Consider the following 25,925-nt stretch of genomic DNA (forward strand, 5'->3'; position numbering starts at 1 on the left):
AGCCGGATGCTGCGCGCGTGAACCTGCCGTATTTTACGAGGACTATAGCGGACAGCGGGATAAAGCGAAAAAAGCGAAAAAAGCGAAAAAAGCGAAAAAAGCGAAAAAATGGAAAAAAGAGAATTCCGATAGCTATCGGAATGAAAAAAAGGGAAAATGGAGCACAATGTTTCACAAAGTTTTTCACGATGTACACAATGTTCCCTTCGATACGCTCTGGAACCAGCGAATTGTGGCTTCAGGCGGGCAAATCGATACGTAAAGTGGTGAACGTTGTAAAGTCTTAATACTTAGGTCTTAATACTTAAAAGTCTTTGCATCGGCCTTCGACAGGCTCAGGCACCAACGATACGTGGTTTGGGTTGGGCAAAACGATACGTGAAGTGGCAAACGTCACAATCCCAATAACTATCGAAACTATCTTCTCTCCCGATAGCTATCGGGACTAGTTTCTAAAAAACGATACGTTAAATGGTGAACGTCGCGACCCCGATAGCTGTCTGAATCGAAAGAATGGAAAAATATAAAAAGCGCAATAACTCATCCCAGACACATTGCAACCTATGTAGAAACATATCATTTCTAGATAAAAAAACCGACAAGCACAATGCGTACTTGTCGGTTTAGTTTATTTAAAATTGCTTTCTTAGTTTCCGATGATTGCATTAAGTGTTGCACTCGGGCGCATCGCACTGCTCGCTAATGCCGGATTCGGACGGTAATAGCCTCCAATATCTTGAACTTTTCCTTGCGCAGCAATAAACTCGGCGTTAATTTGTTCTTCGTTCAAACGTAACGCTGCTGCAATAGGTTTGAACGTTTCTTGCAAGTCCGTGTCTTTTTCTTGCGCTGCTAACGCCTCAGCCCAATACAAAGCCAAATAAAAATGCGAACCACGATTGTCTATTTGACCTACTTTACGTGCGGGCGACTTATCTTCATCCAAAAATTTCTCGGTCGCCTGATCTAAAGTTTCCGAAAGAACAAGTGCTTTTGCATTGTTTTGCGTTTGTCCGAGATGTTCTAAAGAAACACCAATAGCCAAGAATTCTCCTAAAGAATCCCAACGCAAGTAGCCTTCGGTTAAAAATTGTTCTACGTGTTTAGGAGCAGAACCTCCAGCGCCCGTTTCAAACAAACCACCGCCATTCATTAACGGTACAATCGACAACATTTTTGCTGAAGTTCCCAACTCCAAAATAGGGAATAAATCAGTGAGGTAGTCGCGTAAAACGTTGCCTGTTACCGAAATCGTATCGAGGCCGTTTTTCAATCGTGTTAAGGTGTGTACGGTCGCATCAGTAATATTCATGATGCGAATGTCTAAGCCGCTTGTGTCGAAATAGGTAAGATACGTTTGTACTTTAGCGATCAATTCACGATCGTGTGCCCGTTTGTCGTCTAACCAGAAAACAGCTGGCGTATTGCTTAGTTTCGCACGGTTTACAGCAAGTTTTACCCAATCTTTAATCGGAGCGTCCTTAACCTGACACATTCTAAAAATATCGCCTGCTTGTACTTTTTGTTCTAAAACTTCGCGGCCATCGCCTAAAACTACAAATACAGTTCCGGCTTCTTTTATTTGAAACGTTTTGTTGTGCGAACCGTACTCTTCGGCAGCTTGCGCCATCAGACCCACATTCGGAACGCTTCCCATGGTTGTCGGATCGAATGCGCCGTTTTCCTTACAAAAATCGATTGTAGCCGTGTACAAGCCAGCATAACTACGATCTGGAATAACCGCAACGGTGTCTTGCGCATTACCGTCTTTGTTCCACATGCGTCCGCTGGTGCGAATCATTGCCGGCATGGAAGCGTCTACAATTACGTCTGAAGGTACGTGCAGGTTTGTAATCCCTTTATCGGAATTAACCATGGCAAGTGCCGGACGAACCGAGTATAAATCGGCAATAGCTTTTTCGATTTCAGCTTGCAACGGATGTCCTTGTAGTTTATCGTACAAGTCGCCTAAACCGTTATTTTCATTGAAACCTATTTCTTTGAGCGTTTCGCTATATTTTGAAAGTACAGGTTTGTAAAATTCCGAAACGACAGCTCCAAACATAATGGGGTCTGAAACTTTCATCATGGTTGCTTTCAGGTGCATGGAAAAAAGCAAGTCGTCTTTTTTTGCCTTTTCAATTTCCTCGGCTACGAACTTCTTTAATTCTGAAATACTTAATACAGCCGAGTCTATTATTTCTCCGGCTTGCAGTGGTGCTGGGCTTTTTAGTTCGGTTACGGTGCCGTTTTCGTTTTTAAAATGAATGGCAAATGTAGTTTCAGCAGGTACGGTGATCGATTTTTCAGTGCTGTAAAAATCTGCTGAAGACATGCTGGCAACGCGAGTTTTTGAATCGCTCGACCAACTACCCATACTGTGTGGATGTTTTTTGGCGTAGTTTTTAACTGCTTTTGGTGCTCGGCGGTCGGAATTTCCTTCACGAAGAACAGGATTTACGGCTGATCCGAGTACTTTAGCGTACTTATTTTTGATTGCTTGCGCATCAGCGTCGGCTGCATCGGCCGGATAATCGGGAACGGAAACGCCTTGTGCTTGAAGTTCGGCTATTGCTGCTTTGAGTTGTGGAATCGAAGCAGAGATATTCGGAAGTTTGATGATATTAGCTTCTGGTTGCGTAGCTAACAATCCTAGTTTAGAGAGGTTATCGGTTATTTCAAACGGCAGTTCGTCGGCAAATACGGCCATAATTCGAGCTGCTAGGGAAATGTCGGCTGTTTCGATGCTTATTCCAGCAGCCGATAAGAATTTTTTAAGGATTGGGTACAGCGAATGTGTTGCAAGCATGGGAGCTTCATCAGTAATCGTGTAAATAATTCCAGCGTTATTTGACATCTTTTTGAGAATTTTAAAACCGGGCAAAGATAGCCAAATCTGGCGGCAGCTATATCGTTTTCTCTGATGTTAACACAGTTTTGCAGATGCTAAAAAAACTTCGTGTACTTTTTACGAAATTCATAAAAAAACCCGCTTTCCAAAGAAAACGGGCACTTGATATTTGAACACTGAAACAAATTATCTTCGCTTGTCGCGGATTTTCGCTTTCTTTCCGGTAAGTTCACGGAAGTAGAAGATACGTGCTCTGCGTACAGAACCTTTTTTGTTGATTTCGATTTTCTGCAATGCAGGAAGGTTGATTGGGAAGATACGCTCTACACCAACAGCACCAGACATTTTACGGATTGTAAACGTTTCAGTACTACCTGTACCTCTACGCTGAATCACTACACCTTTAAAAAACTGTGTACGTGTTTTTTCACCTTCTTTAATTTCGTAATAAACGGTAATGGTATCACCTGCTCCGAAATCAGGAAAATCTTTTTTCGCGATTAGTTCGTCGTTTACGAACTTTAATAAATCTGACATTTTTTAAAAAATTTGATTTAAAATCAGAGCAACATTCACGATTCTCGTCAGAGGTTGGTCTAATGTGGGCGCAAATTTAGTTATAAAATCATTTTGAGCAAATAAATTACACGTTTATTTAAAAAACATAAGCCGCTGTTTTGCAGCGGCTTATTGGAGTAGATTTCGATTTTAATTAGTGCATCACTTTTTTTGTTGTACTTGTTCCCGTTGCAGTTTGTATTTGAACGAGAATCATTTGCTGTCCGGCTGGGAGCGGAATGCTGAATTTTTGACCCGTAATTTGTTTTGAGGAATACATTTCACGTCCGCGTAAATCGAAAATGCGAACGCTGTTTAATTCTTCTACTGCCGATTCTACTACAACAGTGTCGCCCGAATGATAGGCCAAAACGCTGTTTCCGCTGTTCGTAGGATTTTCAACTCCTAAAGTTTCAGCCTCAAACACCAATTCTAATCTGGAAGTGAATTCGCCAGTTTCTGAATAGAAAGTATAAGGTGCCTCGCTTAAATTATGTGTTAAGTTTAGTAGGTTGTCCTTAACGTACACATTTTGTCCTTCTGCAAATACGCCGTCTGTATGATCTATAGCAAGCGTAAAGTTTGCTGCTTGTTCAACTTGCAAATTGAGACCTACTACATCGGTGGTTTCAAACGGAAGCGCTCTTGCTTGAATACCCAAACGTGTATCGTTAACATAGCTTGCTAATGCATTTCCGCTGCTTAGTAACGGTCCGTCGAATGCTGGATCAAATTCGTTTGTTGCTCCGGCAGTGTAACCAACTAGAATCTGGTTTAAGTCGGTTTCACCCGAGCGTAAGTTTAACCAGATTCGGTGTTTTTCGGAATTAGCTGTTCGGAAGAATTGCCCGTCGTTATTTCCAACACGCATATCGTTGCTGAAGTTCAGGGTTGTTGGAGCAGTAACTTTCAGCAGAAATCCTTGTCCCGTCTGAATGATTCCGTTTGGAATAGCACCTCCTGCAAGACTAGCAATTCCGCCAAGTAAATTATAAGAAGCGTAATTGAGCGTGCCTACACCTTGCAAGGTATGTGTCCAAAAATAAACAGTACCCGTTACATTTTGTAAAAGCTCATTAGCATCGATAGGCGAAGGGTAGGGGTTTCCTATAAAATTGTAACCATTGCCAACATGAGTTAACGTTAGAGAATAGTTACCGTTGTTGGCAACACCTGTGAAGCTTCCGTGAAAAGCTTGTGGGGCTGCAGGCGGATTTAAATACGTGTTTGGCGCACGTACCATATAGCCAATTCCGGGAATAAAGTCGTTGGCAATTGGATCTACAGCGGCAAATTGACCTGTATTTTCATTAAACGTATAAAAACGGTTGGTAAGTGTTTGTGGGGAAAAGTCCAGCAGATTTTGATTGGAAACTGGGGAAGACCAATACACATAATCTTGTCGACGCATGTATGCCATACGTTTTGATGTGATTTCACCTTCATTAGTCACTGCTTTAGTTTGCAGTAAATTGGCGTTATTTTGGAACGTTAAAGAAGAGCCGGGCTCTACAGTTACTTTTCCATCGACAATAAAGTCAAATCCAGAAGGTACAACTACAACTGCTTCATTTACAATGTCTAAGGTACATGCATGAATGTTTGCTGCTTCGGAGTAATTTCCAGCGATAATTGCTTTGCGCGATGCGTCTGGAAGTCCGCCGGTCCATTCGGTTCCATCCCAAACTGTTGGAAAACCAATATTCAAGACAAGTTTTTCGGTAACGCAGTTTGTTGTAGTTCCGTAAAAAACTCCGGAATAGTTGTACGTCTGATTGTTATGCGCCCAAGTATAAGGTTCGCAAGTATTTGTTGTCGTAGTATTTTCCGAGTTAGGCGTTACGGTAACTGAAATCGGATAGCGGTTGGAAGTCACTGGTGGAATGATCTTCTTTACAGAATTTGCCACAAAATCAGATACTATGATTTGATCTGTAGTTGTAACTGCTGCACCTGCACAATAGCCAATACCTGATCCAATTAATTTTCTGTTTCCACCGTCGGCATCCATTTGAACTACCTGTAAATTCCCGTAGTCAGCGACGATAATTTTACCGTTAGGTCGGAGTGCGATCGCAAATGGATATCCAAAACCGGAACCAACTGCTACACTATTTGTTCCGTCTGCATCCATTCGTTTTACCTTTGCTGGACTGTTATCGCCAACAATAATTTTTCCGTTCGCGTCGATTGCAATTCCTCGTGGATTATTAAATCCAGAACCCACAGTGGTAATGCCTGTTCCGTTTGCATTCATTCGTTTGACAGCGTTATTGTAGGTGTCGCAGAACCAAATATTTCCCAAAGCATCGATCGCGATTCCCGTAGGATTATTGAATCCAGTTGCTAGTGTCACGATGTTTGATCCATCGGCATCCATACGCTTTATCGTGTTGTCTCCGGAATTTGTTATTACGATTTTCCCATCGGCTTGAATAGCCACTCCAGAAGGGTTGCCAAATCCAGAGCCGAGAATTTCTACACCACTACCATCGGGATTAAAACGACGAATCTGACTGCCGTTTCGATTAGCCACAACAATTTTCCCGTCTGCTTGAATGGCTACGCCGTAAGCATTGAAACCAGTTGTAAGGGTAGAGGTGACGCTTGGATTTTCCTGCTCGATGTAGTACGTACCTGTTGAAAGTGATTCAAAATACTCTAAAGCGGTCGTGCTAGTGGCAGTGTTAAACCAATTTACAGTTGTTCCGGAAGCGGGTGTGGCAGCTAGATCGTTTACCGTTGCACTGTTGCAAAACGACTGGCTTGGGGCGCCGATATTTTTAACTTTTACAGCTAAACGAGCTGTCGACACGCAGATTCCGTTACTGCTTTCAGCGTAGTAGGTAGTTCCATCAACTACTGAGGTTGAGCTAGGTAACTCTGTTCCAGCTGTAGCGGCATTATACCATTTCACATTGGTTCCAGAAGCATTGAGTTGCCCCAAAGTAGTACTGCCCGAATAAATTTGAGCGGTTTCGCCAACTGGTGTAGCTGGAATACTTTCAACAGTTACGGTAACTGGTACACGATTGGATGTATATGCTAAAACAACTCTCTTTATCAAGTAGTTATCGGTGTCGGCTACTAAAACATTCCCTGTGGGTTCTATCGAAATCGCAAAAGGTTGATTAAAACCAGTAGCCAAAGTTTCTATGTTAGAGCCGTCGGCGTTCATTCGTTTAAGAGCGCCATTTCCGCTGTCGAGAACCAAAATTCGTCCGTCTGCCTGAACAGCTAAAGCGCGAGGACGGTCGAATTGATTTGCGAGAACTACTATATCAGATCCATTTTCATTCATTCTTTTGACGGAATTCGAGTATTCAGCAGCAAGGATTCTACCTTCGTTGTCAACAGCGACTCCAATCACACTATTAAATCCAGTTCCAAGCAAAGTTTCGCCTGTTCCGTTTTCATTTATTCTTCTGATTCCTGTATTGAAAGGATAGATTATCCTGCCATCATTTTGTACTGCTACCGTTGTAGCATTCACATTATTTGCTATGGTTTCGATAGCCCCACTATTAACCGACATTCGGCTAATTCTACTGTTTCCGGGTTCGCAGATTAAGATACTGCCGTTGGTTTGTCGGGCAAGTCCATAGGGTAAGCCTAAAGGTGTAAAATATTGAGAAATAGTGCCGTTAGGATCTATCCGACTGATTTTTCCAATGTTACGATTCGCGACATAAATGGTTCCCGAAGGATCTGCCAGAACGCCCGTTGGTAGTTGAAATCCACTTCCTACTAATTCAACACTTGCAGCTAAAGTTTGTTCAACATAATAAGTGCCAGAGTTTAGCGGGGTGGTAGCTTCTAAGGCCGTACCACCGCTGTCTGATGTGTACCATTTTACAGTATTGTTGCTCGACGGTGTGGTCAGTAGGTCGGCAATAGTTTTAGACCCGCAAATAGAAACCGAATTTTCGCTAATTTTTTTTACGGTTACCGCCAATCGATATGCCGATTCGCAAACTCCTGTGGTCTGGCTTGCGTAATATGTTGCACCGTCAACTAATTGTGTAGTAGTGGGTAGAACTGTAGTGCTGGTTTGAGAAGCATACCATTTTATAGCTGTACCCGTGACAGTCAAGTTACTAATTGTCGCATTTCCACTATAGATCTGAGTATTTAATCCAGACGGCATTGTTGGAGCGTTCACTATCTTCACGTTTACAGCAACTCGCGAACTTTCACAAAATAAATTGGTTTGTGTAACGTAGTAAAGTCCGTGGTACAGTTTTGTTGAAGCTGGGAGCGGAGAACCACCTGTAGGACTCGCATACCACTTTATATTAGTTCCGGTAGCCACTAGATTTGCGACTGTTGAGCCTGGACAAATGTTCTGAATTGCTGCTACAACCGGATTTGGGGAAATTCCTCCAGCAGAAATAACCGCAGATCCGGTCATGGTGGTAATACAGTTTGCAATATTTCGTCGACCCTCAATTGTATACGTTCCCACGGCGTTGAAAGGCCCAAAAGTTAGTCCGTATCCTGTTCCATTGACACCGGAACCTACTACGACATTATTTCTTTTCAGATAATAGGTGACAAATTGTTGACTGTTGTCCAAATAGATATACTGGTTAACAGTATTTCCACAAACCGAGCCTCCACCAGAAACAGTATAGGCTATTGGTGTAAAACAGCTGTCGGTTGTAATATTTCCAAAATCCTCCCATACTGCTGCAGAGGTGTAGGCTAAATAACCCGCAGATGGGACGTGCAATGTTGCAGCATTTAAGTTTACATCCTGAAAAACATCTATGCCTATAGTAAGTGGAGTAACAATCTGACAGTCCACGTAGTTTAGTGAATTGCAAGCCTGGAATGCATTGCTCTGTATAGAAGTGACATTTGGCGGAATAATAACGGCGGTTAATGAATAACAAGAGGAAAAAGCACTCAAACCAATAGTCGTTAAACTCGTAGGTAGAAATGCTGAGGTAAGAGCAACGCAATTGTTAAAACTGTAGTTACCTAATGTTGTTACACCTTCGGGGATTGCTAGCGATAATAAATTGTAGTTGCTTGCGAATGCGTTATCAGGTATGTTTGTTAGTGCATTTGAGAGAGTAATATTCTGAAAATCAAAGCAATTTTCAAAACAACCCACGCCCAAAGAAGTGACTGAGTCGGGAATTACAAGATTGGACGTACCAAAGCAATAGGTAAAGGCATAATCTCCGATTGATGTAATTGTAGGCGGAATATAAATATCAGCAATGTATGCGAATGCGAATGCGTTATCACCTATACTTGTCACTGTATATTCTGTACCATCGTAAAATACAGTTTCACTAAAATACAGGTAGGGGTCGTAGCCGCCAGTAACCTTTACTGTTGGGGGCGAAGTACTTGTTACTTCGTAATAAAAAGCGTTACTCTCAAATGTTTGCGCAAAACAAGTTGAAAGATTTACAAAAACAAAAAGTACAAAAAGTAGCTTTTTAAACATAATAGACTTTCATTGATAAGAAGTGCCATCGAATTAAAAACAAGCGAGTAAATATGAAGAAGTGCGTTTTAATTTATCATGCTTTTGCGTTAAGCAAAGGATGTTCTTGGCAATTATAATTCCTTCAAAACTAGTCAGCGTTTAGTAATTCGAGCAGTTACTTGGTTGAACAAATGTAAAAATACTGTTAAAGCAACTGTGTTTCTTTATTATGGGACGAACTGCAAAACTTTGTATTTAAACAACATAAGTTATCCCCATTTCTTCAAAAACAGTGAACTCCAAATCCTGCTTTTCTTCCTCCGATGAAGTTTTTCCATAAAAAAGCCTAAACAATACATTGTCAAGCTTCTTTCTTTTGAAAAAAGAACTACTTGTAGTGAATAATCACCAAATCATCTTTTTAGTGGCAGTTGCACCTGTATTTGATGTTACTTTAACCAATAAAACCTGCGTGATATTTGATAGCGAAAACGTCACTTCTCTTGCGTTAAGTCCGCGCTTTTTATCGATGAGTCGGCCTTGTATGTCAAATATTTCAACTGTTGTAATTTCATGAAGTTCGCTCTGTACTTTGAGCAAATTTTCTGATTTCTTCACCAAAACAGATTCATTCGAAAATACTTCTGTGGTACTCAAATTCTCCGCTTGAAACCGCAGTTCAAAACGAGTGTTAAAAAAGGTAGTTTATCGGTAATAAACGACGCGTTTTTGTATACGAACGACTCAATTACGCAAAATAGATTTTGCCTCAGCAGCGTATTTTCTGGAAATAGGTATCTCGCGATCAGAAATAAACAAGGTATTTCGCGACGATTTTGTGACCATTTCTTTATTGACAATAAACGAACGATGCACACGCGTAAACCGCGGCGAATTTACCTGCTGCAAAAACCACTCTAAAGAGTTGCGCAAGGTGTATTTGTTTGATCTACAATAAATATCAATGTAGTTTTTGTCGCTTTCCACAAATAAAATAGAATTCAAATACACCTTTACCTCTTTGTATCCTTCTTTGATGCTAATAAAAGAGTCTTCCCTGTTGTTTTTTAAGGCAATACTTACCGCAGCTAAGATGTCGGTTTCTTTGAACGGCTTGGTGATGTACGCCTCGGGTTTGCACTGCAAAGCATTTCGCAGGATTTCTGTATCCGATTGTGCAGTAACAAAAATAAACGGAATCTGCCAATGGTCTTGAACATAACGCGCAATTTCAATACCGTCTAAATCAGCTTTCATCCTGATATCTAATAGAATTAAATCCGGCTCAAAGCTCTCAATGGCTTGCAAGGCACTGCTTTTGTCGTTCGCAAAACGAATGCGTGAAAACGACAAATCTTCGAGTATTCCCTTTAAATGTTCGGCAATGATGCGCTGATCTTCAACGATAAGTATTTTGGCGTCGGTCATTAATTTTGGCAGTAAATCGCAAATCTAAATAAATTAAGTTTTGCGAAACAGAATTGTTAAAAACCTTTCAAAAAATTAATTCATTTAGGGAAAAGTCTGAGAATCTCGACAACAAGCGCCGTATTTTTCAATACTTATTCCAACAAATCTGGGCGTCGGTTTTTGGTGTGCTCAAAGGCTTTCTCCTCGCGCCATTGCTCTATTTTGGCGAAGTGCCCGCTTAGCAAAATTTCCGGAACTTTCCATCCGTTATAGTCGGCCGGACGCGTATAAACCGGTGGCGCCAGCAAATTGTCTTGGAAACTGTCGGTTAATGCCGAAGTCTCGTCGGAAAGTACCCCCGGTATGAGTCTTATTAAAGCGTCGCATAAAATTACGGCACCCAGCTCGCCGCCGCTCAAAACGTAATCGCCAATCGATATTTCTTTGGTGATTAAATGGTCGCGTACGCGTTGGTCGACACCTTTGTAATGCCCGCAGAGAATGATGATGTTTTTTAAAAGCGACATCGAATTGGCCATTTTTTGGTTCAGTGTTTCGCCGTCGGGAGTCATGTAAATAATCTCGTCGTAGTTGCGCTCGCTTTTAAGTTTTTTAATGCAATCGTCTATGGGTTGAATTTGCATAACCATGCCAGCGCCGCCGCCAAATTGATAATCGTCAACGCTTTTTTGTTTGTTGGTGGTATAGTCGCGCAGGTTGTGAAAATGTACTTCCACCAAACCTTTTTCGATGGCGCGTTTCATGATGCTTCCTTCAAACGGACTCCGCATTAAGTCGGGTAAAATCGTAATAATATCAATTCTCATAAGTGGTGAAATCGCTACAAAAGTACAGTTTTTTATACAGCCGATGTTTGTTTGAAGCTATTCCCGCCTTCCGCTGTAGTCCTCGTAAAAAAAGGCGTGTTCATTGGGCTACAACCGGCTTCTGGTGTCGCCGTTTTTAACCCAATTCACACAGCCTTTTTGTACTCCGGGCTGCCGCTGCAGTCGGGGCTAGGCGAGCAATTCACAGGAAAAATGATCTGTTTATACGGTTCTTTCAAAACGTGAAAATCGATTTTAATAAGTCTATAATATGGATTTTAACGCGTGAAAAGAGTGCCATAATTCTAAAAATTAGCATTTATCTTAAAATTCATCTAACAATTTCAGGATTAATAACTTTTTTGTACTTTTGCGCACCTTTTCAAGGCAGTGGAATGTGAGAAAAGGAATGAACTAATTTATTGAAAAACAACTTCTGAAGGTTTTTGCCGCAGCATTCCGAAACATCAGAATACAAATTTTTAAATCAGATTATGTCTGAAACAGTAAACAAAGAACAGTTTTTAGCGGACTTTAACTGGCACAATTTCCAAGAAGGAATTGACGCGGTTGACGAAAAAAACTTGAAAGAATTCGAGGAATTAGTTGCTAAAACGTTCATTTCAACGGATCAAGAAGAGGTTGTAGAAGGTGTTGTAGTTCGTATCACAGACCGCGATGCGATTGTTGACATCAATGCAAAATCTGAAGGTGTAATTTCCTTGAACGAGTTCCGTTACAACCCAAACCTTAAAGTAGGCGACAAAGTAGAGGTACTTATCGACATCCGTGAAGACAAAACCGGACAGTTGGTACTTTCTCACAGAAAAGCACGTACCATCAAAGCATGGGATCGCGTAATTGCTGCTCATGACTCAGGTGAAATCGTAAATGGTTTTGTGAAATGCAGAACTAAAGGAGGTATGATTGTTGACGTATTCGGTATCGAAGCGTTCTTACCAGGTTCACAAATCGATGTGAAGCCAATCCGCGATTACGATCAGTACGTGAATAAAATGATGGAATTCAAAGTGGTGAAAATCAACCACGAATTCAAAAACGTTGTGGTTTCTCACAAAGCGCTTATCGAAGCTGATATCGAAGTTCAGAAGAAAGAAATTATCGGTCAGTTAGAAAAAGGACAAGTTCTTGAAGGCGTTGTGAAAAACATTACTTCTTACGGTGTGTTCATCGATTTAGGAGGTGTAGACGGTTTGATTCACATCACCGACCTTTCTTGGTCACGTATCAACCACCCAAGCGAAGTATTGGAGCTTGATCAGAAATTGAACGTAGTAATTCTTGATTTCGATGATGAGAAAACAAGAATCCAATTAGGTTTGAAGCAGCTTAATGCACACCCATGGGATGCTTTAGATGCAAACTTGAAAGTAGGCGATAAAGTAACTGGTAAAGTTGTTGTTATTGCTGACTACGGTGCATTTATCGAAGTTGCTGAAGGTGTTGAAGGTTTAATCCACGTTTCTGAAATGTCTTGGTCTACGCACTTGCGTTCTGCTCAAGATTTCGTGAAAGTTGGCGATACTGTTGAGGCAGTTATCTTGACACTCGACAGAGAAGAGCGTAAGATGTCGCTTGGTGTAAAACAAATGACTCCAGATCCATGGACAGATATCACTGCGAAATACCCAGTGGGTAGCAAGCACGTAGGTATCGTTAGAAACTTCACTAACTTCGGTGTATTCGTTGAGTTAGAAGAAGGTATCGACGGATTGATCTACATTTCTGATTTGTCTTGGACTAAGAAAATCAAGCACCCATCTGAGTTTGTTAGCGTAGGCGAGAAACTTGATGTAGTAGTGTTAGAATTAGATGTTGACGGACGTAAACTTTCGTTAGGTCACAAACAAACACAAGCTAATCCTTGGGATAAATACGAAGATTCATTCGCAGTTGGAACCGTTCACAACGGAACAATCAGCGAGATCGTTGACAAAGGTGCTACTGTAGAGTTTAACAGCGATATCGTAGCGTTCATCCCAACTCGTCACTTAGAAAAAGAAGACGGTAAGAAATTGAAAAAAGGAGATGCAGCTGATTTCAAAATCATTGAATTCAACAAAGAGTTCAAGCGTGTAGTGGCATCGCATACTGCTATTTTCCGTGAGGAAGAAGAGAAGAATGCAAAAGCTGCTGTTGAAACAGCTAACAACAACCAAGTAACATCTACACTTGGTGATAACAACGACATCCTCGCTGCTTTGAAAGCGAAGATGGAAAAAGGTGGAAAATAATCCTTATTAATTCTGAGAGAAAGCCCGGCATTGTCGGGCTTTTTTTTTGCTATTTTGCTTGAAAATAATTCGTTTTGCTTTTAGCGTGAATGTTGCGGTGCGGTAATTTTACAGGAGTTTTTTTAGGGGAATAATTCTTTTCTGCAAAATGAATTTTAATCAGCTCGTTCAACTTATTGCAGATTGGTTCTTGAGCCTTTAGAAGGCGTAAGCGTGAAGTTCGCCAAGAACTTCGCAGCGTTTGTGCAGTGGTTTTTCCTTTTCGTTTTTCTGGGTGAGCGACAGCAGTGATATCCTTTTTGGCGCACGGGATTTCCACTAAACATTTGCCAAAAAGATAAAGCGAATGGCGCGACGGCGGCTCAGTGATATGGTCGCGAAGCGTTACGACCGCGCCGCCGGCACCCCCAAAAAAGTTCCAATCTCGAAATTAACAATTTCACATAGAATTCCTAACGGTACTTTTCGGCGAATTAAAGAGCATTTACCCACGGAAAAGTACGTTCTTTGCAGCGCTTTTAACTTCTCTTCTTATGTCGGTATTTCGCTGCACTCTTGTCTTTTTCCTACTACTAACTTCGATTGTTTACGGACAAAATTCTGGATTTACCCTTTCGGGAAAAATAAATTCGGCCGCCGAAGCAAACCTGCCAATAACCATAACTTTAAGCACCGCTGCAAACAAAGTAGTGGCTACAACTTCGGTTAACGAACAATTTCAATTTGTGTTTACCAATGTAGCTGCCGGCGCATACAATCTGCAAATTGAAGCGACAGCCGCCGAAACACTAATCCGGAAAGGCATTGCGCTTACCGCCGATATCGATTTAGGAGCGCTTGAACTCAAACCAAAATCGACGCAACTTACCGAAGTCGTAATCAGCCAAAAAAAGCCAATCGTTAAAGTTCAGGCCGATAAAACCGTCTTTCAAGTTGAGAATACAATTAACGCTACCGGAACATCAGGCTTTGAATTGCTGCGAAAAACTCCGGGCGTGGTTATCGACAATAACGATAATTTAATTGTCGAAGGAAAATCGGGCGTATTGATTTACATAGACGGAAAGCAATCCTTTTTAAGTGGATCCGATTTAACTGATTTCCTCAAAACCATTCAAGCAACCGATATTTCGGCCATCGAACTGATCACAGAACCGTCGTCCAAATACGATGCCGCGGGAACAGCAGGTATTATTAACATCAAACTTAAGAAAAGCAAGTTATTTGGCACTAACGGAAGCGTGTCTACGGGTTTAAATGTGGGCGAATATGCAACTACAGTTAATGCCGTAACAATTAATAACCGCAGTAAATACGGTAACTTTTATGCCAATTACAGCAATCGATTCGGGCGTAATTATAGTTTCATAAACTTGTACCGAACCCAAAACGGATTGTTTTTGAACTCGCGCGGAACAACCGAATCAGGTGTTAACGCCAACAATTTCCGCATCGGTTACGATTATTCCGCAAACAGTAAACATACTTTCGGTGCAATAGTTTCGGGGAATTTCAACAACAATTACACCTACGGAAATACACGAACGCCCATTGGTTTGCTAAACCCAATGCGTACCGACAGTATATTGCGCGCCAACAACATTGCAAAGGCAACTAACAAAAATTTATATGCCAACGTAAACTACAAATATCAAGATTCGCTTGGTCATCAATTAAATATCGACGTTGATTACGGTTTGTATAGCAGCGATCGCGATTCGTATCAGCCAAATATTTATTACAACCCGACGGAAACCGAAATGCTGAGCAGTCAGATTACGCGACAAATAACGCCAACCGACATCGACATTTACACGTCTAAAATCGACTACGAGCAGCCGCTTTTGAAAGGAAAGTTCAGCGCTGGAGGTAAGTTCTCGGTGGTAAAAACAACGAATGTTTTCGATTTGTTCGATTTTGAAGACGGCATACCGGTTTTTGATGCGAATCGAAGTAACGCGTTCGACTATACCGAAAATGTGAATGCACTTTACGTGAATTTTAGTCGCGATATAGGAAAATTTAATTTTCAACTGGGATTGCGCGCCGAGAATACGCAATCGAAAGGCGAGCTTACTGCCAATCAGGTTTCTGAAAACCAAGTGGTGAAACGCAGCTATACCGACTTATTTCCGAGCGGAGGTTTAACGTATGCGGCCAATCAAAATCATTCGTGGGCACTTATTTACTCGCGTCGAATTGAACGTCCGAATTACCAAACTTTAAATCCATTTCAGTTTCAACTCGACGAATTAAATTTCCAACAGGGAAATCCGTTTTTGCGTCCGCAATACACACACAATCTCAAGTTTAGCCATACGTACAAATACACGCTAAACACCAGTTTAACGTACACTTATGTAACCGATTTCTTCGCTCAAGTAACCGAGATTGTGGATGAAACGAAAGGTTCGTTAACTACTAAAAACGTTGCCAATCAAGAAGTTATTAACTTGGGTATTTCGTATCCGTTTAATGTTAAAGATTGGTGGAATGTGTATGCGAGTGTTAACGCTTTTCAGAGCAAATACACAGCCAACAGTCCAGAGTTTGTGCCTTTAACACAAGAAACGTTGAGCTTTTACGGACAAAACACTTTTTCGTTACCTAAAGAATTCACTATCGAAGTTTCGGGTTGGTATTCATCGCCTGCCGTTTGGGGCGGAACGTATCGCACCGCGTCAATTGGTTCGTTAGATGTGGCGTTTCAGAAACTGTTGCTTCAGAAAAAACTCAATATTCGACTCGCTTTTTCAGATATTCTATTTACCTCGCCTTGGCACGGAAATACCGAATTTGGCGGTTTAGCGATTCGTGGCGACGGTGGTTACGACAGTCGGCAGGTGCGTTTAAACGTGAGTTACAAATTTGGTAGCGATTCGGTAAAGAAGATGCGCGAACGATCAACCGGCTTAGAAGACGAGCAAAATCGCTTAGGGTCGTAAAACACTAATGTAATTTACGGTACGCCGTAGGAGCACTTCCTTTCTTTCGTAAGAAAACCCGATTGAAATAGCTGAGCGTTTCAAACCCACAGTCGTTGGCTATTTGCGCTACAGATTGATCAGTTTGCAACAGCAGTCGTGCTGCTTCGTTAATCCGAATTTCGTTCAGGTAATCGGAAAACGTTTTCCCTACTGCTTTTTTGAAGAACTTACAGAAGTTGCTTTCCGTCAGAAAAATTAGTTCGGCCACTTCCTTCAAAGTTATGGGCTCTGCAAACCGATTTTGAATGTACAAGCACACTTTGTTAATTCGCATTTCGTGTTGTCTGCTGTTAGTTACTTGTTTGGCATTTGGCGCAATACTTCTGTATGGAACGTTTGTCAGTTGATCTAAAACGTGGAGTAATTGCAATATTTTCGACAAGTCTTTTAGCTGAATCACTTTTTCCATCTCGCGAATTATTTCCGCGGAAGCTTCAAAAGCCAAGCCGTTTGCTGCATTTTCCAATAAGGCTTTAATATTCGAACATTCGCGCAGATTGCCAAACGATTCAAAAAGCGTCGGTGAAAATTGTACGACAATGGCTTCAACCGTTTCATCATACTGTTCCTTACTCGACCAGGTATGCGGAACGTGACTTCCTAACAAGACAAAATCGCCCGCTTCGAAGGTTTCATACTGGTTTCCAACCAATCGAAATCCGGATCCGCGAACTATATACGTCAATTCATACTCCGGATGATAATGCCATTTGAATTCAAAAAAAGGCAGTTCAAATCGGTAGGCGTACAAGCTTTGGCGGCCTTTCTCTAATGGAATGTCTTCTAAATACGCCTTCAACTTTATTATGAATTTTTAGAGAGATAAAGCTAATTAAAAATTCAATATAGTGTTAGATTTTGTCAATTTTAAGGTATTTGATCGTACGGGCTTACTCTAGTTTTGAATTGTTGAACAACTTTATTTTCTAAAACTGAATTACGAACATAAAAAATACGCAAATGCTAGTTCCGGCACACATCAAAGAAGAGTTAAGCACTTTCGTGGAATTAACTCCAGAGCAAATAGCTTTTTACGACACGAATCGTTACATCAAAGTAAAACAGGTGTTGAGTTCTGAAACCTTGCAGTTTTTTAACGAGCAAATTTCTCAGCAGGTAGCACAAATGAACACCGAACATACAGCCTTAGAAGATCGTACCACCTACGGTAAAGCTTTCTTACAGTTATTTAATCTATGGCTCGAGAACGACGTGGTTAAAGAATTGGTTTTCAGTAAACGAATTGCGAAAATTGCTGCCGATTTAATGCAAACTTCAGTAGCGCGTTTGTACCACGATCAGGCCTTGTTTAAAGAAGCGGGAGGAGGAATAACGCCTTGGCACGCCGATCAATACTACTGGCCGTTGTCGAGTGATAAAACCATTACAGCATGGATTCCGCTTCAGGCAACGCCACTCGAAATGGGTCCGTTGGAATTTAGCGCGGGCAGTCATCGTTTGGTTGAAGGTCGGGAGTTAGCTATTGGCGACGAAAGCGAAGCGATCATCCAAAAGAAATTGCGTGTAACCGATTTTGAGCACGTTATCGAAGCCTTCGACGCGGGCGAAATCAGTTTTCATTCCGGCTGGGTTTTTCACCGTGCGGGAGCCAATACGACCAACGAAATGCGAAAAGTAATGACGGTGATTTACATGGATGAAAACATGATTTTGAAGCAGCCGGAAAATAAGAATCAGGAAACCGATTGGCATAAATGGTGTCCGGGAGCTGAGGTAGTTCGCGAAATTGATACGCCTTTAAACCCGATTTTATACTCCTCGAAATAGCCATGAAACTAAAATACATCGCTCCGTTCTGGGGCCAAGAACAGCTGTCGGCAGAGGCTTTTCTTTCGAAAGTTGTGGAAAGTGGCTACGACGGCGTGGAAATCAATTTTCCAAACAGCGATTCGTTTGTTCGAGAGTTTAAACAAGCACTGCAAAACATCCGCGAAAGCGTAAATCCCGAATTCATGTTCATTGCCCAGCAAGTCTTGGGTTTTCGAGACGAAGCAGTTGACTCCTACAAACAACGTATGAGCGATCGGTTGATGTATTTGCTGGAACTACAACCTACTTTCGTGAATTCACATACGGGTCGCGATTATTTCGATTTCTATGAAAACTGCGATTGTATCGAAGCAACTACTCAACTCGCAAAGCAGTATCAAATTCCGATTTACCACGAAATTCACCGCGGCCGATTTTCATTTCACGCCAAATCCCTAATTCCGTACTTGGATATTTTTCCCAATTTGGAATTAGTCGGCGATTTATCTCACTTCTGCGTTGTTTCAGAAAGCATGCTCGAAGGGCAAGCGCATTTTTTGAAACGAATATTTCCGAGAATCAGGCATTTGCATGCGCGAGTAGGTTGGCAGCAAGCGCCTCAAGTAAACCATCCGTTTGCACCGGAATGGGATACGCACGTGCAACAATTTTTGGCGTGGTGGAAGGAAATCCTCCAGCTGCATCGTTCCAAAGGAGTATTTTCCATAACACCCGAGTTTGGTCCGTTTCCATACCTACCGCAAGAACCGTTTTCGCAAAAACCTTTTGTTAATCAATGGGATATCAATAATGAATTCAAGCAATTTTTGAAACAAAATCTTCCGAATTATGCCTAGTTCTAATCAAAAATATTTGCGTTACATCACATTCAGTGCGGCATTAGGCGGTTTGCTCTTTGGTTACGACACTGCTGTGATTTCGGGCGCTATCGGAAGTTTAACCAACTATTTTGAACTAACTGCGGTCGAAACAGGTTGGGCAATATCGAGTGCGCTGGTGGGTTGTTTAATAGGTGCCTTTTTCTCCGATTCGTTGAGCAGTCGCTACGGACGCAAACCAACCATGCTCATTTCGGCAGTACTTTTTACGGTAAATTCCGTCGGAACTGCCATTCCAGAGAGTTTTAGTGTTTTTGTGTTTTTTAGAATCGTTGGTGGCGTGGGAGTTGGCTTAGCTTCGATGGTTGTACCGATGTATCTGGCCGAAATTGCGCCAGCTAAAAAACGTGGAGCACTTGTGGCAAACTATCAATTGGCCATAGTGCTTGGCATTGTACTGGTTTATTTCGTGAACTATTTTATTGCATTACAAGGCGATACACAATGGAATTTGACCACCGGTTGGCGCTGGATGTTCGGTTCGGAAGTCTTGCCATCGATCTTGTTTTTAGTTTGTTTGTTTTTGATTCCTGAGAGTCCGCGCTGGTTAGCAACGCAAGGAAAATACCAGCAAAAGCAAGCGGTTTTAGATCGGATTAACAGTAGGGAAGAGGCGGAGGCGGCGCGTCGTGAAATCGATGAACATGCAGATACAACTTCGAATAATCAGTGGAAGACGCTTTTTAAACCCACATTTCGAAAAGTGCTCTTTGTCGGAGTTGTTTTGTCGGTTTTGCAGCAATTCTGCGGTATAAACGCCATATTGTACTACGCGCCGGAAATTTTCAAGAATTTAGGAAGTTCGGCCAACGCATCCTTATTAGAAACCAGTGTTTTAGGCGTTGTGAATCTCATTTTTACCTTATTAGCTATTAAATGGGTGGATAAAATGGGAAGAAAGCCGCTGTTACTTATCGGTTCTGTGGGCATGACTGTGGGTTTACTCGGCGTCGGAATTTGTGTCTTTTACACCGTAGCATCGTACTTGATTCTGCCGTTTTTACTGCTGTTTATGGCCTCGTTTAGCGTTTCATGGGGGCCAGTAGTTTGGGTGTTGTTGTCGGAAATCTTTCCTTCAAAAATTCGAAGTTTGGCTTTGGCAATCAGCGTTTTTATTCAGTGGATTGCTAATTTTTTAGTCACGCAGTTCTTCCCCGTTTTGGTTGCCAACGAATGGCTTGACAACTACTTTAACGGAGCTTTTCCGTTTTACCTATTTGCGATAATTTGTTTATTTTCAGTGTTTTTTGTGTGGAAGCGTATTCCTGAAACCAAAAACAAAACCTTAGAACAAATGGAGTCGTTATGGAACTAAAAAAGTGCTTTTTACCGCTGCTGTGTTTGCTTGTAACACAGCTTGCGCTTTCGCAGAAAAACAGCAAACACGTAGATCCGTTTATCGGAACCGACGGCACGGGACATACATTTCCTGGTCCGTCGATGCCTTTTGGAATGGTGCAACCTGGCCCAGATAACAAAGATTACGGTTGGAATCATACGAGCGGATATCAATATAAAGATACCTTACTACTCGGATTTTCACAGACGCGTTTTAGTGGAACTGGAATCAACGAAATGGGCGATGTTCTGTTGTTACCCATAAATCCGAAAAAGGAAAAATTGAAAAATGCCTATTTCAAAAAGACCGAGAAAGCAGCCGTTGGTTACTACGCGCTTCGCAAAAAAGACGAGGTTTTTGTTGAACTTACCTGTACCGATCGCGTAGCCTTACACAAATATCGATTTCCAGAAAAAGAAGCCCAAGTGCTTGTTGATACCCAACACGGACTTCGATTTGTTTTCGATGAAAATAATCCGAAAGGTTTGGTTGTGGAAAGCGATGTTCGCATTGAAAACGATTCAACCATTTCTGGGTACTGTTCCACACAAAATTGGGTGAATCGCAAGTATTTCTTCATTCTCACATTCTCACAAGCTTTCAAGTCTTCTACGAAAGTGATTGGAAAAATCAGCGATAAAGCACCGAAATTTCTACTCGACTTCCAGCTAGAAAACCAGCGTGAACTGTTGGTGAAAATTGCCCTTTCGTCGGTTTCCGTTTCCAATGCAAAAGAAAATATGCAAGCAGAGTTGCCGCATTGGAATTTTAAAGAAGTTCGAAAAGCCAATGTAGCCGCTTGAAATCGGTATTTGAATCGGATTGAAATTTCAGGCAGTCATAAGCAAAAGGAGTTGTTTTACACGGCTTTGTATCACGTTTTACTGCAACCATCGAACATTGCCGACGTGAACGGACAATATCGCGGAGCAGACGACAAAATTGCAACCGCTCCCAACAACGAATATTACAGCACACTTTCGATTTGGGATATTTATCGAGGCGCTTTTCCATTGCTGCAACTGGTGGCTCCAGAACGAATTAACGGCATCGTGAACAGCATGTTACTTCATCACAAAGCCAAAGGTTTTTTACCGATTTGGACGGCCTGGGGACAAGACAATTACTGCATGATCGGAAATCACGCCATTCCAATGATTTTGAATGCCGTAGAAAATGGATTTTCCGGTTTTGACAAAGAAGAAGCTTTTAGAGCTATGTACGAAACAGCCACGAAATCGCATATATATTCCGATTGGGAATTGTACAATGCCTACGGGTATTATCCGTTCGATAAGCTCGATAATGAAGCGGTTTCCCGAACTTTAGAAAGTGGTTACGACGATTGGTGTGTAGCCGAAATGGCACGCAAATTAGGAAAGCGCTCCGAACAAAAGGAGTTCGAAAAGAGAAGTAATTACTATAAAAATCTGTTCGATGTTCAAACGGGTTTTTTCCGTGGAAAAGATACAAACGGAAATTGGCGCACGCCTTTCGATCCGTTAACTGCAACTTCGCCACTAAACAATCCCGGCGATTACACCGAAGCCAACGCTTGGCAGTACTTCTGGACGCCAACGCAATATGATATTCCGGGCGTGCGAACTTTGCTGGGTGGCGAAACCGCATTCCGAAGAAACTCGACGAATTCTTCACCACTGAAGCATTAAATCCGAACAAGTTTCTCGGTCAGGAAGCCATGATTGGGCAATACGCACACGGCAACGAACCCAGTCACCACATTATTTATCTCTACGCTTTTACCGATACTCCAAAAGTCGGACAAAAGTATATTCACAAAGTAATCAACGACTTTCACAACAATACGCCCGATGGCATGATAGGCAACGACGACTGCGGGCAAATGAGCGCTTGGTACATTTTATCAACTTTGGGTTTTTAACCGGTTAATCCAGCCAGCGGAACTTTTGTTTTGGGCGTTCCACAATTAAAAGAAGCTAAACTGTTGCTGAATTCCGGAACCGAATTTCTCATAAAAGCAAAAGGCTTTACCAAAAATACGATTTACCGAAACGATTGTTATCTAAACGGTACAAAACGTACGGATAATCAGATTTCTTACCAACAAATTCAACAAGGCGGCACACTCGAATTCGAAATGCAAAAACAATGAAAAAAATAGTAATCATCATTTTTTTAGTTCAATTTCTTTCCGCGAAAGCGCAACAATCGGAGAAATTTCAAAGCTTGCCTTTTGGAAGTGTGAAGCCGCAAGGTTGGTTGCGCACGCAAATGCAGGCGGATATTGAGGGTTTTGTAGGAAATCTTGATAAAATTGTTCCAGAACTCATCAACGATCCGATTTACAGCAGCGAACGTTTGGGCAAACATTCCAAAGCCAAAGATTTAGGCAATATGAAAGAAGGCGATGCTGCGGGCGACGATCAGTACAAATGGTGGAACAGCGAAACCCAATCGAATTGGTGGGACGGCTATTTGCGAAATGTCTTGCTTTTGAACGATGAAGAAGGCATCTTAAAAGTAGAGGCGTACGTAAAACGCATATTACAAACGCAAGATGCCGACGGTTACCTCGGGATTTACGACAAAGATTTACGCTACCAATTTCAATCGGAAAACGGCGAATTGTGGGCAAAAGCAACACTCTATCGCGGTTTATTAGCTTATAGCGAATACTCGAACGACAAAACGGTTTTTTTCGCTATCGAACGTGCTGTTGATAACGTCATGCAAGCGTATCCGATACATAATTCGAGTCCGTTTTCGTCGGGAACCGGTTTTAACGGCGGCGTATCGCACGGACTCACCTTTACCGATGTGCTCGAACGCCTGTTTTACCACACGCAAAACGAGAAATACCGAGAATACGCTCTGTTTTTATACCGCGATTTTTCCAATACATTCCAAACAGAAGCCGATGCGCAACTCAAAAATGTTCTAAACGACAAATATCTGTTGCAATCGCACGGTGTACACACTTTTGAACATATTCGAACGCTAATCATTGCAAAATATGCAGCAAAAGACGGTGCTTTAGATGTTGCTTTAAGTCGGTATTTGGAAAAAATTAAATCGGTTGTCACGGTTTCAGGTGGTGCTATCGGCGATGAATGGATTGCCCAACGCACGGCCGACGCGTCGCACACCGGTTACGAATATTGTTCGCTTGAAGAGTTGCTCGACAGTTATTGTTTGCTGCTGCAAAAAACGGGCTCGGCTGTTGTGGCCGATGAGGTTGAAAACATCTTTTATAATGCGGCTCAAGGGTCGCGACATCCAGAGAAATCGTATATCGCCTATTTGAAAACCGACAATTCGTTTGAAATGTTGGGCACGAAAAACGGCGAGGTAGAACCCGATCGCAAACTAACGCGGTACAAGTATTCGGCTGCACATCAGGATGTTGCCGTGTGCTGCAATCCGAATGCTGGAAGAATTTCACCCTACTTCGTTCAAAACTCGTGGATGCGTGAAAACGAGTCGACACTCGTGGCTACACTATTGGTGCCTAACGTTTTAGAAACCACGGTAAACGGAAGTTCTGTCAAAATTGTCAACGAAACCAATTATCCGTATGAAAATAAAATGACGGTTCGTATCCGTTTGAGTGCGCCAACCAGTCTGGTAATCAAAATTCGTAAGCCAGCATGGGCAACGCAAGTGCTTACAAACGAGCGTTTTGTGTACGACGACAACTACATAAAGATTGAACGAGTTTTTAAAGAAAACGACTTCATTGAACTCGAATTCAAAACAGAAGTTCAGATTAAAAAGAGCGCAAAGAATGAACACTATTTTGCCTATGGCGCGTTATTATATGCTAAATATATTGATAGTCAAGAAATTGCGGGTCGTACTTACGGGTCTAAATTTACTGATGTAATGTATCAGCCAACCGAAACAATTCAGTACCATTTCATCGATGAGCATCGAGCAAAGTACAAGAAAAATGAAATTGTGGTTCGTTTGTTCAATTCCCAATCAAATCGCATCGAGAAGGTTTCTCTTGTTCCTTTCGGGAAAACTATTTTACGACAGGCTGCATTTTAATAGGCAATTAAAGCGCAAAAAATCCAACTTATTTGAAACTTACCTATTTTTATAAAAAAATGGCGCAATGATTCCTTTATTAATTTCAGTAGTTAACATACTTCTTCAGATTGATCATCAAACAAATGTAGATAATGACTTCAGTCCGGGGCTGTTCTTTTTTGCGATGATTGCAATAGCTTTTATGCTTGTATTGTTTGGTATAGGTATTGGCATCGTTCTTCTTTGTTGTTTGTGTTTACTGGCATTAACATCTCTAGGTATCATTTCTTCTGCGGTTTTGTATGGATTGTATAAAAAGTCGTTTTTATCCGGATTTCGTGCGCTAGTTATTACAGCGTCAACAATTTTTACAGGTATTTTATCCGCTGTATCGTCTTCAGTAATTAATGAATTTTTTCAAATTTCGAGCACTCGTAACGCACTAGTTTTAGGCTTTCTTTTCGGACTTGTAGTTGGCTTTTTTACTGGTAAATTAGCTAACCTCGTTTTGCAAAAATTGCTGACATTTTTTAAAGACAAAGTTTTTACCAAAAGTAGCCTGTCGTAGAAGTAACCCTATGTTACTATAGATTATGGGAATCACTTTTTTGTGAAAGGAACGATCCGTTTTTATTTTTTATCTATGCCACGCCTGCCCGTTTTAAACATGAGTTCGATATAAAAATCAAAGTTAGAAATCATTTAAATGGTTGATTACAAGGCGTATTTTCTTTGGGATACAGAGGTATCTCAAAAAAATACAACGATGTAAGCGACTGTTTAAATGATTAGCAATAAATAATAGTGCACAGAAATTATTAGTAGCCAATCTAAAGCTTTCATTACAAGCGATCTAACAAAGATTTTTATGTCGAACTCATGTTTTGACATGAATTGGGTCGGGCAGGCCGCGCTTTCCGTTGCTAGTTGCCACATAAAAAGCACTTTTTGCTAGGTCGTTTTTCCGGCTCTCGTTGTCGCCGTTAAACTTCCGCAAAAAGTAACTTTTTCTGCGGCAAGCTATCCACTGCAATCGCTCGTGGGAAATCNATTAGCAATAAATAATAGTGCACAGAAATTATTAGTAGCCAATCTAAAGCTTTCATTACAAGCGATCTAACAAAGATTTTTATGTCGAACTCATGTTTTGACATGAATTGGGTCGGGCAGGCCGCGCTTTCCGTTGCTAGTTGCCACATAAAAAGCACTTTTTGCTAGGTCGTTTTTCCGGCTCTCGTTGTCGCCGTTAAACTTCCGCAAAAAGTAACTTTTTCTGCGGCAAGCTATCCACTGCAATCGCTCGTGGGAAATCGTTATAAAAGGGTTTTCATTGCCGAAATTTTCTTCAAAATTTACGGAAAAGCCGTAAAATCGTTTCGGTTAAATTCCGTACTGTCAGATAAGTGGTAGTTGACGACGGTTTTCTACGGTTCACCACAAGCAGCCACAAACGTCCACAACCGACCACAAACCAAGGCAGACTGCGGTTTTCTACAACGAATCGCCGTCGACACTGGTTCATTCCCGCGCTTGAAAACTCAAATATTCACCTCGCGTTTTCGCTGCCGAAAA

Annotated in this window: 19 protein-coding genes; 12 read left to right on the forward strand and 7 right to left on the reverse strand. The window is 41.6% G+C overall.

The genetic code is table 11. From position 1 onward, the window contains the following. Positions 1 to 262 (forward strand): hypothetical protein (locus tag CHX27_RS15715; RefSeq protein WP_207758948.1); only part of this gene is annotated, 262 nt, incomplete at its 5' end. A 384-nt stretch (positions 263 to 646) separates the two neighbouring features. On the opposite strand, the gene CHX27_RS07605 is transcribed toward CHX27_RS15715, so the two are convergent. The 6 genes from CHX27_RS07605 to trmD all read right to left on the reverse strand — a co-directional run bounded on the left by CHX27_RS07605 (position 647) and on the right by trmD (position 11,089). Next, positions 647 to 2,857, reverse strand: coding sequence for an NADP-dependent isocitrate dehydrogenase (locus CHX27_RS07605; protein WP_094486165.1), 2,211 nt, complete (start codon positions 2,855 to 2,857; stop codon positions 647 to 649). A gap of 180 nt (positions 2,858 to 3,037) precedes the next feature. Next, positions 3,038 to 3,388, reverse strand: coding sequence for a 50S ribosomal protein L19 (rplS, locus tag CHX27_RS07610; protein ID WP_094486166.1), 351 nt, complete (start codon positions 3,386 to 3,388; stop codon positions 3,038 to 3,040). A 175-nt stretch (positions 3,389 to 3,563) separates the two neighbouring features. Continuing rightward, entirely contained in the window at positions 3,564 to 8,870 is a 5,307-nt protein-coding gene (locus CHX27_RS07615) for a leucine-rich repeat protein (RefSeq protein ID WP_094486167.1), read from the reverse strand. A 387-nt stretch (positions 8,871 to 9,257) separates the two neighbouring features. Next, positions 9,258 to 9,509 carry a T9SS sorting signal type C domain-containing protein gene (locus tag CHX27_RS07620; protein WP_165764464.1) on the reverse strand — a complete coding sequence of 84 codons (252 nt, stop codon included), beginning with the start codon at positions 9,507 to 9,509 and terminating at the stop codon, positions 9,258 to 9,260. An 87-nt stretch (positions 9,510 to 9,596) separates the two neighbouring features. Continuing rightward, positions 9,597 to 10,280 (reverse strand): LytR/AlgR family response regulator transcription factor, encoded by a 684-nt coding sequence (locus CHX27_RS07625; RefSeq protein WP_094486169.1) that lies wholly within the window; start codon positions 10,278 to 10,280, stop codon positions 9,597 to 9,599. Positions 10,281 to 10,414: 134 nt separating this feature from the next. After that, entirely contained in the window at positions 10,415 to 11,089 is a 675-nt protein-coding gene (gene trmD, locus CHX27_RS07630; RefSeq protein WP_094486170.1) for a tRNA (guanosine(37)-N1)-methyltransferase TrmD, read from the reverse strand. Between the two features lie 494 nt (positions 11,090 to 11,583). Between trmD and rpsA the strand changes: the two genes are divergently transcribed. Continuing rightward, positions 11,584 to 13,344: a 30S ribosomal protein S1 gene (gene rpsA, locus CHX27_RS07635; protein WP_094486184.1), complete on the forward strand. Its 1,761-nt coding sequence runs from the start codon at positions 11,584 to 11,586 to the stop codon at positions 13,342 to 13,344. A 533-nt stretch (positions 13,345 to 13,877) separates the two neighbouring features. Next, on the forward strand, positions 13,878 to 16,289 hold the full coding sequence (locus tag CHX27_RS07645) for an outer membrane beta-barrel family protein (RefSeq protein WP_094486172.1): 2,412 nt from the start codon (positions 13,878 to 13,880) through the stop codon (positions 16,287 to 16,289). Positions 16,290 to 16,293: 4 nt separating this feature from the next. Here CHX27_RS07645 and CHX27_RS07650 read toward each other — a convergent pair whose 3' ends face one another. Further along, positions 16,294 to 17,130, reverse strand: a complete 837-nt coding sequence (locus CHX27_RS07650) for an AraC family transcriptional regulator (RefSeq protein WP_094486173.1) — start codon at positions 17,128 to 17,130, stop codon at positions 16,294 to 16,296. 161 nt (positions 17,131 to 17,291) lie between these two features. Here CHX27_RS07650 and CHX27_RS07655 point away from each other — a divergent pair, with 161 nt between their 5' ends. From CHX27_RS07655 to CHX27_RS07695, 9 genes are all read left to right on the forward strand, one after another. Then, entirely contained in the window at positions 17,292 to 18,119 is an 828-nt protein-coding gene (locus tag CHX27_RS07655) for a phytanoyl-CoA dioxygenase family protein (protein WP_094486174.1), read from the forward strand. Between the two features lie 2 nt (positions 18,120 to 18,121). Next, complete coding sequence (locus CHX27_RS07660) at positions 18,122 to 18,958, forward strand: sugar phosphate isomerase/epimerase family protein (RefSeq protein ID WP_094486175.1); 837 nt, start codon at positions 18,122 to 18,124, stop codon at positions 18,956 to 18,958. After that, entirely contained in the window at positions 18,951 to 20,315 is a 1,365-nt protein-coding gene (locus CHX27_RS07665) for a sugar porter family MFS transporter (protein ID WP_094486176.1), read from the forward strand. The genes CHX27_RS07660 and CHX27_RS07665 overlap by 8 nt, the downstream gene beginning before the upstream one ends. Next, on the forward strand, positions 20,306 to 21,142 hold the full coding sequence (locus CHX27_RS07670; RefSeq protein ID WP_094486177.1) for a hypothetical protein: 837 nt from the start codon (positions 20,306 to 20,308) through the stop codon (positions 21,140 to 21,142). The genes CHX27_RS07665 and CHX27_RS07670 overlap by 10 nt, the downstream gene beginning before the upstream one ends. Before the next feature lie 9 nt (positions 21,143 to 21,151). Then, entirely contained in the window at positions 21,152 to 22,009 is an 858-nt protein-coding gene (locus CHX27_RS15875; protein WP_094486178.1) for a GH92 family glycosyl hydrolase, read from the forward strand. A gap of 29 nt (positions 22,010 to 22,038) precedes the next feature. Next, positions 22,039 to 22,242, forward strand: coding sequence for a glycoside hydrolase family 92 protein (locus tag CHX27_RS15880; protein WP_262494581.1), 204 nt, complete (start codon positions 22,039 to 22,041; stop codon positions 22,240 to 22,242). A 30-nt stretch (positions 22,243 to 22,272) separates the two neighbouring features. Then, positions 22,273 to 22,473: a glycoside hydrolase domain-containing protein gene (locus CHX27_RS15885; protein WP_094486180.1), complete on the forward strand. Its 201-nt coding sequence runs from the start codon at positions 22,273 to 22,275 to the stop codon at positions 22,471 to 22,473. After that, entirely contained in the window at positions 22,470 to 24,371 is a 1,902-nt protein-coding gene (locus CHX27_RS07690; RefSeq protein ID WP_094486181.1) for a beta-L-arabinofuranosidase domain-containing protein, read from the forward strand. The genes CHX27_RS15885 and CHX27_RS07690 overlap by 4 nt, the downstream gene beginning before the upstream one ends. A 67-nt stretch (positions 24,372 to 24,438) precedes the next feature. Then, positions 24,439 to 24,921 carry a hypothetical protein gene (locus tag CHX27_RS07695; RefSeq protein WP_094486182.1) on the forward strand — a complete coding sequence of 161 codons (483 nt, stop codon included), beginning with the start codon at positions 24,439 to 24,441 and terminating at the stop codon, positions 24,919 to 24,921. Positions 24,922 to 25,925 lie beyond the last annotated feature (1,004 nt).

Source organism: Flavobacterium aurantiibacter (assembly GCF_002251775.1).
In the GTDB taxonomy this organism is placed as follows: domain Bacteria; phylum Bacteroidota; class Bacteroidia; order Flavobacteriales; family Flavobacteriaceae; genus Flavobacterium; species Flavobacterium aurantiibacter.

Coding starts and splice junctions, on each gene's coding strand:
- trmD (WP_094486170.1), bottom strand. CDS start 11,089: ATGAGAATTGATATTATTACGATTTTACCCGACTTAATGCGGAGTCCG.
- CHX27_RS07670 (WP_094486177.1), top strand. CDS start 20,306: ATGGAACTAAAAAAGTGCTTTTTACCGCTGCTGTGTTTGCTTGTAACA.
- CHX27_RS07605 (WP_094486165.1), bottom strand. CDS start 2,857: ATGTCAAATAACGCTGGAATTATTTACACGATTACTGATGAAGCTCCC.
- CHX27_RS07645 (WP_094486172.1), top strand. CDS start 13,878: ATGTCGGTATTTCGCTGCACTCTTGTCTTTTTCCTACTACTAACTTCG.
- rpsA (WP_094486184.1), top strand. CDS start 11,584: ATGTCTGAAACAGTAAACAAAGAACAGTTTTTAGCGGACTTTAACTGG.
- CHX27_RS07655 (WP_094486174.1), top strand. CDS start 17,292: ATGCTAGTTCCGGCACACATCAAAGAAGAGTTAAGCACTTTCGTGGAA.
- rplS (WP_094486166.1), bottom strand. CDS start 3,388: ATGTCAGATTTATTAAAGTTCGTAAACGACGAACTAATCGCGAAAAAA.
- CHX27_RS07660 (WP_094486175.1), top strand. CDS start 18,122: ATGAAACTAAAATACATCGCTCCGTTCTGGGGCCAAGAACAGCTGTCG.
- CHX27_RS07625 (WP_094486169.1), bottom strand. CDS start 10,280: ATGACCGACGCCAAAATACTTATCGTTGAAGATCAGCGCATCATTGCC.
- CHX27_RS07665 (WP_094486176.1), top strand. CDS start 18,951: ATGCCTAGTTCTAATCAAAAATATTTGCGTTACATCACATTCAGTGCG.
- CHX27_RS15880 (WP_262494581.1), top strand. CDS start 22,039: ATGATTGGGCAATACGCACACGGCAACGAACCCAGTCACCACATTATT.
- CHX27_RS07690 (WP_094486181.1), top strand. CDS start 22,470: ATGAAAAAAATAGTAATCATCATTTTTTTAGTTCAATTTCTTTCCGCG.
- CHX27_RS07695 (WP_094486182.1), top strand. CDS start 24,439: ATGATTCCTTTATTAATTTCAGTAGTTAACATACTTCTTCAGATTGAT.
- CHX27_RS07615 (WP_094486167.1), bottom strand. CDS start 8,870: ATGTTTAAAAAGCTACTTTTTGTACTTTTTGTTTTTGTAAATCTTTCA.